The organism is Prosthecobacter sp. (assembly GCF_049294395.1).
Classification (GTDB): domain Bacteria; phylum Verrucomicrobiota; class Verrucomicrobiia; order Verrucomicrobiales; family Verrucomicrobiaceae; genus Prosthecobacter.
Map to the genome: position 1 here is coordinate 1 of NZ_JBAQCR010000232.1, position 14,078 is coordinate 14,078.

The following is a 14,078-nucleotide window of genomic DNA, read 5'->3' on the forward strand; positions in this document are numbered from 1 at the left end:
CGCCGGCTGGACCCGGCGTGATGCCAAAGGGGCAGACATGCCCCCCGGCAAATTCTCCCGCCTCAAAGACTACACCGGCCCCAACGTCCTCAACATCGATCAGGACGGCCACGCCCACGTCGATCCCGCCTACCACGCCTCCCTCTACGACCACCTCCCCGCCGTCGCCGCCGCCATCCCCAATGAAGCGACGAAACCCTCACCCATCCATGAACCAGGAACCAAGAACCAACAACCAACAACTTCCCAGTCTGGAACAACTCCAGCAGGACAAACTCCTGCGCATGGACCTGGCCCAAATGCCAACCCAAGCCCAGTTCAAACACCTGCTCAGTCTGGGGCTCAACCGCCACCAAGCGGGAATTCTCCTGCACCATCTGGGACTGAGGTAGCCGCAAAAAACACAAAAAAATCCGACTCGGGTTCTGACTCCACTTCCCCACCGCCTATAGGCGGTTCAGAGTCCGAACCTTTGCGCCCTCTTGCGGCTAATTCCTCTGGCTCTGCCTCCACCGCAGTCCCAGACACCCAGCAGTCCATCGCCAACTTCCTCCAGGAGCGCGGCATGCCCACGGCAGAGGCACAGGCCGCATCCGCCGCCATCGCCCAGCATCCAGCCATGGCCGGGCAGGACTACGACTACTTCCACAAAGAGCCCATCCTCCGCGCCCAGCTCCTCTCAGACCTCGGCATCACCGGCTCCCAAAACAGCAAAGAGTCCGCCACCAATCCCCTCCGCTATTCCGCAGCCCCGGAATCAGCCGCAAAAAACACAAAAACTCCGCCTGCCAATGCTAATCCATCCGCGTCCCCGCCGTCTATAGACGGCTCCGGTTCCCAATCTTTGCGTCCTCTTGCGGCCAACTCTCCGGCCCTGCCCCCTGCCGTCCAAGCCGCCCTGGACGACTCCATCCCCGGCACCCCGTCTCAGGAAGTCTTCACCGCCATCAAAAAGGCCGTGCAGGCCAAGGAACTCACCGAGCAGCAGGCCACCACTCTCGTCGCCCAGCAGTCCGGCGCATTGGATCACACCGAACTCCGCCAATCCCTCGAAAACAAACTCGGCTGGAATCCCACCCGCGCCAACACCGCCGCCGCCCTTCACTTTGGCGACAAAACCCAGTCCTCCATCCCCCTCGCAGCCGCGCAGCGCACCCAAGGAGAGGGGCTTGCCAAGCCCCTTCCGGATTCTGGAAATCCAGTAAATTCCGGCAATCCTGTCCAAAACTCCGGTTCCGACAGTCCTCCCTCTTCCCTCCGCGCCAACTCCGACTACGCCACCGCACGCCTCGCCGCCCTCGCCCGCATCAAGGACCCCGCCAAAAAGGCCTGGACTCGCGAGTTCCTGACCTCCTTCGAAAAATCCTTCGAGCGTCACCACCTCCTTTACGATGCCATCGGCACCGGCCCCGTCGCACGCAAACTCCTCGGAGGGAATTTCACCGCCGTCATGGACCTCGGCGGCAAAATCACCCGCCTCATCGACCTGGACGCCATGGCCTCCCAGTTCGACTACCTCCAAACCCCAGCCGCAGCCGTCGCCGCCACCGGCATTGAGGAAGACGTCCACGCCCTCGTCCTCCGCCTCGCCCGGGAGAACCCCTCCAAATACGGCCGCCCCGCCCTCATCAAGCAGTGGAAATCACTGCCCCCAGCCCTCCAGCAAACCGTCTGGAACGCCTACAACGCTGCCTCCCAAGGAGCGGGACTTGCCAAGTCCCTCCCAACTCCGGAACTGTCCACCAAAGACCAGTGGAACCTCATGAACGAATTCCTGCGCATGCTCGTGCAGGACGCCCGCTTTGCCGGTCAGATCACGGAAACGGTGGATGCCCAGCCCAGCCTCCTCCAGTGGGTCAAAGACTTCCTCAAAGACCTTGGCCAGACCCTGCGCTCCCTCATTGCCAAGGCCCCGCCCGCCCTCGCCAAGGAGCTTGACTCCATGGTCGCAGACATCGGCCAGCGCCTCACCACGATCGAGGGCCGCAGCACCTCCACCACCGCACGCCTGGAATCACTCACGTCTTTGCGGGATCCAGCCGCCGCTGCACGCCAGACCCTCGCCGCCCTCGGCGCCACCACGCCCATCTTCAGCCCCGCCGCCCTGGAACGCATCTTCAACCAGATGCCCGCCGCGCTCCAAAAACAGACCTTCCACCAGTGGCAGCAGAGCCAGCCTGCAGAAAAACCCGCCAAAGCTTCCAAGGCAGATCTCATGCGCTTCCTTCTTGGGCAGATGCTGGCAGATCCCTCCCTTGCCACTTCCACGCTGCTCCTCGCTGAAGCCCCCGCCACCTCCCTCCTCGCCAAAGTTCTCCAAAAACTCAGCACCCTCACCCAAGGAGCGGGAGTTGCCAACTCCCTCCGGACTCTGCACGTCGCCACCCTGCGCGCTCTCGGCGGTCTCCACGGCATGGCTTTTGTGCAGCGCCTCTCCCCAGCACAGCAGCAGCTCTACACCGCTGCCCTTGCCCCAGTCCAGCCCCAGAACTCTACGGCATCTCCTCCCCCCACAGCACCCACCGGCCGCGCGGCAGACATGCTCGCGGCATTGGAGGCCTTGGAGCAGGACCACCAGCAGGCCAGCACCCCTGCCGCAGCCCTGCGCCTGCGTGAAAAACTCCGCCAGCAGGAAATCGCCCAAAACCGCGCCCTCTTTTTCGCCCAGGACAACGCCGCCCGTACACTTCAGGAGCCAGAAGCATCCCCGGACCGCGGCGCAGACATGCTCGCCGCGCTGCAGGCTCATGAAGACGCCCTCGCGCTCGATCACCAGCAGGCCAGCACCCCGGCAGCCGCCGCCCTCTTGCGCACCAAACTCGGGCTGCAGCGTGTCGCCAGAAATCGCTCCCGCTTCTTTTTGCGGGATAATGCTGCCCGTGAACTCCACGCCGCAGAGCAGGCAGGCCGTCAGGATCTCCCAAAAGCCCAGTCCCTGCTCGCCCTCGCCCTCGGTCACATCGGCTCCCGCCGTGCCGCCAGCGGCTGGCGCACCCTTGGCATCCCAGAGCGCCGTCAACTTGCCCTCCTCGGCATCGGGGTGGATCAGCATCCCCACACCGAGCCCGGCGGTTACCCCTACTCCCTCTCCCGCATTGAGTCCGCAGAACTCCGTCTCGAGTTCTCCATCGCCGGTACTCCGGAGAACCAGATGGCCCAGGAAGAACTCACCTGGATGCGCCAGCAACCCGCCGAATACCAGACTGCGCTCGATCCCCTCTCCCCTGCCTACGTGGAGCGTGATCATGTCATCATCAAACAATCCGCCTTGGATGATCTCTCCCTCGCCTACCCCCACACCGCCGCACTCATCCGCCCCGAACTCGAAGCCCGCCAGTCCTACGGCCTCCGCGTAGATGCCCGCAGCGCCCAAGTGAAGCAGGCAGGAGTGCCTGCTCCTCCGGAAGAACGCCAATCCAACACCCAGCAACCCGAACTCCCCACCTCCTCTCCATCTCCAACCTCTGGAAATTCTGCCAATTCCGTTAATCCTGTCCAAAACTCTGGCTCCGGTTCCGGCATTCCTTTGCCGAAAAACAACAGCACCGTATCACCCACACCTCCCTCTCTCTCCTTCCCCATCCCACTCTCCAAACGCGGCCAGGTCCGCCGCTCCACCTTCCCAGACGCAGAGTCCCTTGCCGCCTTCCAGTTCAAGCTCGATGCAGACACCGCCTCCGCCGCGCGCAGCACCGCCCTGGAAGTGAAGAAGGCAGAGCAGCGCGCCCTTAACCTCCTCGCTCGTTTGATGGAGGACTCACCCCTCACCCGCACCGAGCTCGAAGCCAAACTCCTCGACTACCACCGCACCCTCGTCCAGCAGGCAGAATCCGCCTCCGCCTTCGGTACCTTCCAACCACCCTCCTTTCACGCCTTTGCGCGCAGCGCACCCTCCGAAGCCTTGGCGAAGGACGGGCCCCTCCCACCCCCGGAAGGCGGAGACATCCTCGCCGCCATGCGTGCCCAGGGCATCCGCCGCTTGGGCCCGCCCGACTCGTCAGACGGCTGGTCCTGGTACCGCTCCCTGCAGCAAGACGCCTCCACCTCCAAACTCAAAAACGCCGAGGCCCAGCGCCTCGCCCGCGCCGGAGATTTGACCGATCCCAAAGCCCGCCTCTTCTGGCTCAACGAAAACGTCGTCAGCCTCACCAGCGGCCGCAGCATTGACGAAGCCGCCACCGAACTCTCCGAAAGCGAAGACCAGTCCTTTCCCGTCGGCACAGGCGACGAACTCGGCCAGGCCATCCTCTCAGCCCTGGACGCCCGCATTCAGGCGGCTCAAAATCCAGCATCCAGCATCGAGGATCAAGAATCGAGCGCGCGCGAAAGCGCCGCCGACTTCGCCACCTACGCCGCCGGCACCCCCGGCCAGCCATTCACCGCCGCAGAGCTTGCCAAAGAACTCCAGCCGGAGGACGAAATCCAAATCGGCTCCGAATACCTCACCGTCCTCGAAGCAGATCCCTCCTCCGGCTCCATCACGCTGGACAGTTCCCGCTTCGGTCCCGTCACCCTCACCGGCCCCCAAATCCTCCACCTCACCAGCGGCCCCAATCACTTGAGGATTCCCCAAGGAGCGGGACTTGCCAAGTCCCATCTGGACTCTGGAAATCCAGCATCCAGCATCCAGTCCCAAGCAGCACAGGAAGCCCTCCGCAACGCCCATTCCCCCAGCTACAAGCCCGATCTCCTCAAACCCTCCCCCATCGAATCCACCCTCAGAGACGGCCCACTCCCCACCGTCACTCCGCAGGACACCGCCGGCCTCGATCGCGACTACCACGCCGCCGTCACCGCCGGCGAAGCCCTCGACCAATCCACCCCCGATCTCGACCTCGAAGACGACATCGCCGACTCCGCCGACGCCTACCTTGACGGCGAACTCCTTCCCGCCGCCGCGCGCAGCGCGCCCTCCGAAGCTTTAGCGAAAGACGGGCCAGCCTCCAAATTCTACTCCGCCCTCGCCCGCGCCATCGAATCCAAGATGCCCGCCCGCAGCACCCCGGCCACCGTCGTCGGCATCCTCAAAAACGCCGGTATCAAGACCGAGGAACTCAAATGGACCGGCATCATCCCCTGGCTCCATCAGCAGGCTCAAAACGGCCCCATCACCCAGCAGCAAGTCCTCGACTACCTCGCCAATGAAGGCGCTGTCCACCTGCAGGAAGTCCGCCTCGGCGGCTCCCAGACCCAGCTCGAAGACGCAAACCGCGCCGTCATCACCCAGGCCAAGGCCGAAGGCATGACCCAGTCAGGTGCTGAAAACTACGCCCTCACCGCCGCCCGTGGCCAGCTCTCTCCCGGCCAGCAGTCCCTCATCTCCCCCGGCATGCGCCCCCTCGTGGCCCGCTTGCGCGCCTCCTACGAAGCCCGTGCCACCGAATACGCCGCTGGCCAGTCCCAGCCCAAATACAGCCAATACCAACTCCCCAACGGCACCAATTACCGCGAGGTCGTACTCTCGACTTCGCCCAAAAAGAAACCGTCATTCCGCGTTGCGGAGGCGGGGCCAAAATCTCTCGGACGCTATTTTGACACGCAAGGTCAAGCGGAAGCCTTCGCCCAAAAAATGCGCGAAAACGGAGCCTCACCGGTCATCACCCCGATGATGGTTGACGACACCCGCACCGAGTACCACAGCAGCCACTTCCCCGACGTCCCCAACTACGTCGCCCACATGCGGCTCAACGACCGCACAGACGCCGCCGGACACCCCGGCACCTTCATCGAAGAAATCCAATCCGACCGCCACCAGGCAGGCCGCGAGAAGGGTTACCAAGGCGAAAATGAGGCAAGGATGGAACAATCCACTGACCCCTTAAATCCCAATGCATGGCGCGTGATCGGCGAAAACGGACAGCCCATGACCCGCTACATGGACCGTATTTCCGCACAGGGCGCTCTCGATGAGGTGCTCTCGAAAGATCGCGTCCCAGACGCCCCCTTCCGCACCACCTGGCCCCTCCAGATGTTCAAGCGCGCTCTCGCGGACGCCGTCGCCTCCGGCAAACAGTGGATCGGCTGGACCACCGGAGACACCCAGGCTGATCGTTACAAACTCAGCAATCAGGTGGATAGCATTGCTGTTTGGCAAAACGGCGGGCGCTACGGATTTGAAGCCTTCAAAGACAAGAAGGTGGTCACCAATAAAAATGGCCTCACTGACTCCGAACTTGCCGACTTCATTGGCAAAGACCTCGCCTCAAAAGCAGTCAAAGACCTCGAAGCTAAACGCAAAGTCCACATCTACTCCGGCGAAGATCTCAACGTCGGCGGCCACGGCATGCGCGGCTTCTACGATCAAATCCTCTCCAAAGAAATCAGCAAGTACGTCAAGCAATGGGGAGCAGGCGTCCAGCGCGCACCTTTGAGCGCAGGCCCTTCCAGCGCCTTCACCGAAGCCGTCAAACGCTCAGACGCCGCCATCGCCCAGTACGGCCACGGCAGCCCCCAGGCCACAGAGGCCATCCTCGCCATCCCCTCAGACTCCGGTCAGGACACCACCCCCATCTGGCGCATCGACATCACTCCCCAGATGCGCGCCGGCGTCGAAGCCGGACAGGCCCTCTTCGCCGCCCAGCGCTCCCCCCTCGCTGATTCCCTCGCCCAGGCCTCCCAAGCCGTCCTCTCTTTTTCCGGTTCAGGAAATCCTGAAATGTCCGGCAATCCTGTCAAAACTCCGGGAGCGCAAACCCCCATCCTCGAAGCCATCGACCGCATTCAGGACTGGTACTCCTCCGACACCAAGGCCGACGCCCTCGAGTACCTCCCCAAGGACTTGCAGGAGAAAATCGAAGCAGACCCGCGCTGGCTCTGGCTGGACTCTCACAGCCCCTCGGATGATCTCCCCTCCCCCAACTGGTTCCCCCAGCCCTACCACGATCTCGCTGCCAGCTTCGCCACTCTCAGCGCCAAAGCCGCAACCACGGACGGCCTCACCGATGCCGAGGAAGAGGAAAAGGACACCGCTCTCGACAAACTCTACGACTGGGAACTCGACGACGGCCCGCGCAACCACATCATCAGCACCTACCAGTCCGAAATTGAAACCCGCCTGAAATCCTCGATCGAGGCCATCGAAGCCACCGGTCGCTGGGAATGGAACAAAAAAGACCAGACCTTCGACTCCACCGACGAAGACGCCACCACCGTCCTCTACGCCGCCCGCCGCGCACCGCATCCCCTTGCACTTCCGCGCCCCGGTGCTACCCTCTCGCCTGATGAAGCCCTCCGCAGCCCATCCCACATCCTCGCCAGCCTCTACGCTGACTCCGCGCCACACCCCGGAGCAGATGGTAGCCCAGGTAAGCCAAAGCGCGGGGAACCTCGGCCGTCAGTCGGGGGTAGTCCCGGAGACTTTGCCCGCCTGCTGGACTGGGCCAAAGCGAACCATCGCCTCGCCGCGCCTCAGCTCTTTCAACTGAGCGCCGATCCCGCGCGCATCATCGCCGGCGGGGAGCATCTCGTCATTCCTCACCGGGACAACGGACGCCTCTACAAGTTCACCAAGCCCGGCTTCGTCGGCGCTCAGGCATTGGATGGCCCGGCCTACATTGAGCGCCTCGCCCTCTCCAATCACCTCTGGCAGGACGACGTCAAATTCGAAGGCTTCACCCGCTTCCCTGGCGATCACGACTGGCGCGCCGTCATCTCCCAGCCCTTCTACGCGGCTGCAAATCCCGCCAAGCCGGACGCCCCCATGGCGGACATCCTCGCCCTCCTGAAGGATCGCGGCTTCATCCCCTTTGAGGCCTACCACATCCACCCAGACCTCGGCCTCCAGCTCTGGGACATCCAAACCCCCGGCAACGTCATCGCCACCGCGCATGGCCCCATGCCAGTCGATCTCCAGCTCGAACCCGCCGATCCCTCCCGCCTCAAACGCTTGCGCGAACACCTGCAGCAGCAACCCTTGCCAGCCGCTCAGCGCGTCGCCAGCAGCGCCCACTCATCATCAACCAACGTCAATCTCGGTGCCCAAGATTCGACCCAAAGAGTCTCGCTTCGGGCGGCGCTTAAGCTTGAGACAGGTGAGGCGGCGGCGCTCGAAAGCTTTGTAAACACTCCCGTAAGTGACGCCGTAGCGCTCCGCCAAAGCCTCAATGGTCGCACCCTTCTCACGAAGCTGAATAGCCTCATCAAGAGGCCAGCGCAGACGCCCAAACTTGTGGATCTGAATATGCTGCCTCTGGGAGATGATCTCCAGATTGTCGATGGTGTTGTTCAGTCCATTCCCATCTCGGTGGTGAATGACCTCCTTGGAGGAGAGCTTGCGGCCAATCGTTTCCTCTACAAGCAGACGGTGTTCGAACCTTTGTCGTCTGACACCCCCAACCTCAACGCTCAGCAAACGGTAGGACGTGGGATTTCTGGGAAACTGACGAACGTGTCCAATGGGGCGGCTCATACCCAGAGTTTGACGTCTCGTCAAACCGAAGTCAACCAACGTGCTGAAAAGGCGGCGAACGAAACCGACCCGGCACCCTCCGAAGCCCAAAAAGCCGCAGGCAACTACGCCAAAGGAAAATTCAACTGGAACGGTCTGACCATCTCCATCGAGAACCCACGCGGCAGCGTCCGCCGTGGTACCGATGACAATGGCAAGGCATGGGGAGTCACCATGCCACATCATTACGGCTACGTGCTTGGCACTACCGGCAAAGATAAAGACCACGTGGATATTTTCCTCGGCCCCAACCTGGAGAGCCAGCTCGTGCTCATCGTCAACCAGCGCAAACCCGGCAACGGTCACTTCGACGAACATAAACTGATGGCGGGCTTCGACTCCCCCATCGCTGCCGCCCGCGCCTACCTCGCCTCCTACACCCCCGGCTGGCGCGGTTTCGGCTCCGCCGTCCCGACCACCATCCCCGTCCTCAAAGAATGGCTCCAAAACCACGACACCACCAAAATCGCCACCCGCGAGAGCATCGCTAAAATCGCCCAAACTCTCCCCTTAAAAAATCCTGAAATTCCGGCCAATTCTGTGAATCCTGTCCAAAATCTGGACTCAGGCATTCTCCCCGCCGCCTCTCGGCTCCAGCGCACGCTGGACAAAGCCCAAGCCCTCGATCGCCGCCTCGCCACCCTCCCCGGCGCTTCCACCACCGCCAAAGCCCTCGACAAATCCGTCACCGGCATCGGCCAAGCTGCCAATCTCATTCCCACCGCCGTCGGCAAGGCCATCCAAGGCATCACAGGCCTCGGAGTGCACATCCCCGGCCATGAAGCCATGTCAGCCTTCGGCACTCGTCTGGGCGCGGCAGACGCCGCCGCTGCCTCAGCCGCTGGCCACGCCATCGCCAATGCCCTTCAGCGCGTCTCAGGCAAGGACATCCGCAAAGCCCCGGACGCCGTCGCCGCATGGCTGAATAAACCCGATGGACTCGGCTCCTGGACCAAATCCGTCGTCGTGGATCAGCTCCTCCCCACCGCCCTCATGCCGCGTGAATGGCTCGCCCTCTCCCATGAGATGCAGCGCAAAACCGCCTTCGGCGCTGAAAAATCCAACGATCTCGTCCGCGCCCTCTCCGGCAATCCCCGCCTCTCAGACCTCGCCTACCCAACGGAGTTTGCACAAAACCCCGCCTACCGGGAGCAGCTCTTTGACGCCATGGAAAACAAAATCCCCATGGACTCCCTCCCTCCCGCCATGCAGGCCCTCGCCCAGCGCCTCCGCGCCATGCTGCGGGAGACGGGCCTGGAACTCGTCCGCCAGGGGCTCATGAATCCTGACACCTTCGAGGAACTCCAGTCCAATGGCTGGATGCCTCGCTACATGCTCGAGGAGGCGCAGGAATCCGCCGGTTCACTCCTCGCCGCCTTCAAGCTCGGCATTCAGGATCTCCGCCAGCAGCGCTCCACCGCCTACCACATCGTGGACACCACGCGCCGCGGCAAAGACGGCCAGTACCTCACCGTCAATCGTCAGGAAGGCGGCCGCAATGCCTGGCGCTTCCGGGATGCCGCTTCGCGGGATGCCTTCTACTCGGACTTCATCCGGCAGCAGGCCCTCGAAATGCTGCAGGACCGCCATGGCAATACCAAGGAACTGCAAACCATGCTGTCCACGCTGGACGGCCAGCAGCGGCGGGAGGTCCGCTCCCAAATCCAGCTCCTCACCCGGGCAGATATGGATGCCCCCGCCAAGCTCTCCCAGGCCCTCGCCGGCATGGTCAAACAGGCCATTGAGTTGCAGAAGGCCAAATACAAAAAAGAAGCCCCCTTTGATCCGCCCAAGCTGATCAAAGACCCCGTCTACGCCATCGCCCGCTACATCCTCGCACAAACCCATAACGCTGCGACGATGGAACTCCTCAGCGAGACCGCCAAAAACAAGGAATGGACCAGCAACGTCTCTCTGCAGGGCTTCACCCCCATCCCCGATCAGACCCGCTTCGGCCCCCTCGCCGGCAAGTTCGTCCAGAACGACATCGCCCAGCAGATCCTTGATAAGCTGGATGTCCCCAACGCCGCCCTGCGGTTCTACGATGCCATCTTGCGTAAATGGAAGTCCGGCAAGCTCGTCTGGAACCCCGGCTCACACATCCGGGATGCCGTCGGCAATGCCGTCTTTGCCTACCTCGGCGGCTCCAGCATCGCCAATCCCGGCAACTGGCCCTACTACCGTCAGGCCATGGACATCATGCGCCACGGCGGCCCGCTCTACGCCGAACTCCTCGAGCACGGCGTCCTCGGGGGAGATGCCTATTCCTCCCTCGTGCGGGAGAAATTGAAGGGCCTCCTACCTGACGCCAAAACCGTTGAAAACTTCAATCCCGGTCTCCTGCAGCGCTTCTGGTTCGACTTCGGCTCCAAATTCAACACCACGCACGAGCAGCTCGCCGAGTACCGCCGCATGCCCGACGACTTCTACAAAATCGCTTCGTATCTCAAGGCGAAGAATGAAGCCCGTTTGTCTCCCTCTACCCTCCGGGGAGAGGGTCGGGGTGAGGGGCCTCTGTCCGAGCAGGAAATCCAACAACTCGCCGCCGCCCACGTTAGGAAGTGGTTCCCCTACTACGATCGCCTCGGCGCTTCCTGGGCCACAAGAAACGCCGGGCGCTTTGTGAATCCCTTCTTCTCCTTCTTCCGCGAGTCCACCCGCATTCTCGCCCTCGCCGCCAAGGAGCGCCCCATCGCCCTTTCCGCTGCCCTCGCCTTCCCCGCGGCACTCTCGGCCCTCAGCGCCATGCTGCTGGGCTTGGAAGACCGCGATAAGGACGAAATCGGCAAGGACCTCGCCGGGCGCGGCAAAGGCATCCTCGGACTCTCCAACCTGCACCTCTTCTCCATGCTCCTGCCCTTCCGCAGCAGCCAGGGTCAGGTGCAGCAGTGGGACATCTCCTCCATCATGCCCTTCGCCGATCTCCTCGGCCAAAAGGTCGTGCCGCTGGAGGAGAAGGAAAACGCCTGGCAGACGTTCTGGCGCCAGACCGCCGCCGCCGGCCCCATCGGGAATCTCGGCGTCTCGTGGATCACCAACCGGGATCTCTTCTCCGGCCGCCACCTCACCGAGGCAGACATGTCCACCCCGGAAATGCTCCGCGCCTACACCCAGCACGCCGCCGGCGTCGCCCTCCCACCTCTCGCCCCAGACCTCGCCGCTGCCGTCGGCATTGGAGATGGCGGGGCCCTCACCAAGGCAGGCCAGCGGCAGGTGAACAAAACCCTCCAGACCTACGATCCCGTCCAGACCGTCATCCGCTCCGTCTTCGGCATGAACGTCAAGTCCGCAGCGCCGAACATCTACCGTCAGGCGGAGGACTTCCGCAAAGCCCACGGCTACGACGCCCAGCCCGGCTTCGACTACGGCACCACCGTCACCTCCCGCGCCAAGCGCCTCCTCGTGCAGGAACTCGCCCAGGACTCACCCAATCCCCGGAGAATCACCGCCCTCGCCACCCGCCTCAAAGCCCTCGGCGTGCCCTTGGAAACCTCTGGAGACATCGCCAAAGTCCTCAAAATCATTGACCCTTCCCAGATCATGAATGGCAGCAAAAAATCCGGCCTCTCCGCAGAGCAGGCCCGTCAGCAGTTCCGCCAGTCCCTCCCCCCGGAATCCCGCACCCTCTACGAAGCCTCCCTCTCGGAGTTTGAGCGCATCAAGCAAAAAGCACCCGCCCTGCTGCACCAGTGAAAACGTGACATGTCACGGACAAAAGTGTGACATGTCACGTATAGTTGCGTGACTCGTCACGTCACATGTGACGTGACGTTATGCAACATGTCACACACCAAAACGTGACTTCTTGTGACACGAATTAACACGGGGCTGAGCCTTCGACACCATAGGCTGACTAAAAAGCTCTCGGCAGGCGGGCAGCCTGCGTGGGACTCATGCTAATAATCTAACCGGGGACTGGGTAAATGAATGGTTCTGACCATCTCCTAAATGACCTCTTCTCCTTCGTACAAGCCCAAAAACAGAGGGCTGGAGGCGGTTTCCCACAGTAAAGTACTCTGGCCTCGTGACATGGATAGTGACGTGACAAGTGACGTCTCAGTAACGTGACATGTCACGGACAAAAGAAGGACAAGTGACGTGACTTCCTCTTACTCTTTCTCTTATTCTATCTCTGTCTCTGAGTCTGGTACTCAGAATCCGCACGCGCGCACCCGCGCGGGCGGCTCGCCTCGGCACGGCAAACCGATTACAAATTTTATACTTGCACCCTGCTTTCAACCCCTTACGATTTGCCCATGAAATCGCTCCTCGTCCCTTTGCTGATCGGCCTCGCGTTGTTCACTATCGTCGTCAAATCGGGCGGTTTCAGACCTGCATCCCAGGCGTACAAGCAGCCTGTTTCCAGCGCTCCCATTTTGGAAATGCAGCAGCGTTGGCAGGAAATTTCTGCTTCAGAAAAAAGCGCCGCAAAAATCAAATTCATCAACCTGCCGGCGTTGCCAAAGCTTGAACCTATTCCGCAGCCCAAAATCATTTCTGAAACCTATCAGGAAAAACAGCAGAGAATTGAAGATGAATGGAAAAGAATCTCTGAAAAAAACATCGCCAGTTTGCAAGCTAAAGAAGCAGCCGAACGCATTCAGTATCAGGCCGATTTAGCTGCCATTGAACTCAAATATCAGGCCTCTATCGCCGCCATACAAGAGTCTTCGAACTCCGGGTCATCTGCATCAAAAAACGTCACACCTAGCCCCTCTTCAGCCCCTCTTCCTTCCGCCCCTCTCGATCCCAGCTTCAATCTCATGAATAGCCCCATCGAGCTACGCGGCATCCCCGGCAGCCCCTGGCAGCATGACATCAACAGCTCCACCACCTACCGCGTCACCCCCATCCCCGGCGGCGGCCTCCGCATCGAGCGCTGAGACAAGGAAAGGTCTCTCCGTCTTCCTCGTATTGCAGTCCCGCCTTGAGGAGGTTCTGGGATTCAATGACCCGGCCCAAAAAAAGACAGGCTTTACAAGAATCCAACCATTTCAGGATTCAGGAATTCCCAATCCTGAAATTCTGTAATTCTGTGAATCCTGTCCAAAACTCCGGGTTTCGTCGCATCATTTTATCAGTTCCGGTTTTTTGCGCTTTCTTGCGGCAGCTTCTCCGGCTCCTCGCCCGCAGCGAGATCCACCCACGTCCCCTTCTCGCACTTGCTCCCACACTGCGTCTGCACGTGCTCCATCACCACATAGCCCGGGGCATCATCCAGCAGCACCGTCGGAAACGCGTACCGCAGGCAGTCCACCAGCGCTTTGGTCCCACCCTTGAAATTGTCCTCATCGCACAACGACAGCGTCACCCGCTCAATCCGCAGCCGCGCCGGCACCGTAGGCTTGGCAGGTTTCTTCCCCTTCCGCTTTTCCAGCGGCACCCCCATGAGCATCTTGGTCAGCACCTGATACGCCACCTTGTGGCATTCCGTGCGCTCCCTCACCGGGATCTCCCGCATGGCCTCATACAGGGCCGCCGCCAGCGGTTTTCTCATCTTGTGCACCTTGCTCCAGTGCTTCCCGATCGTCTTGTTCCCGGACGGCGTATGGTAGCCAGGCAACCACAGCCGCAGAGCGAAGCTTGATTTGGCAGGGGTTGTCATGAAACAGTCCCCAGTCCCAGATGCATT

At 61.7% G+C, this 14,078-nt stretch carries 4 protein-coding genes; 3 read left to right on the top strand and 1 reads right to left on the bottom strand.

All coding sequences use genetic code 11. From position 1 onward, the window contains the following. Positions 1–209: 209 nt before the first annotated feature. From WAW39_RS16160 to WAW39_RS16170, 3 genes are all read left to right on the top strand, one after another. Complete coding sequence (locus WAW39_RS16160; protein ID WP_422320221.1) at positions 210–392, top strand: hypothetical protein; 183 nt, start codon at positions 210–212, stop codon at positions 390–392. Between the two features lie 80 nt (positions 393–472). Further along, positions 473–12,139 (top strand): hypothetical protein, encoded by an 11,667-nt coding sequence (locus WAW39_RS16165; RefSeq protein WP_422320222.1) that lies wholly within the window; start codon positions 473–475, stop codon positions 12,137–12,139. Between the two features lie 563 nt (positions 12,140–12,702). Further along, on the top strand, positions 12,703–13,329 hold the full coding sequence (locus WAW39_RS16170) for a hypothetical protein (RefSeq protein ID WP_422320223.1): 627 nt from the start codon (positions 12,703–12,705) through the stop codon (positions 13,327–13,329). Between the two features lie 194 nt (positions 13,330–13,523). On the opposite strand, the gene WAW39_RS16175 is transcribed toward WAW39_RS16170, so the two are convergent. Further along, a partial coding sequence (locus WAW39_RS16175; protein ID WP_422320224.1) for a hypothetical protein occupies positions 13,524–14,078 on the bottom strand: 555 nt, incomplete at its 5' end.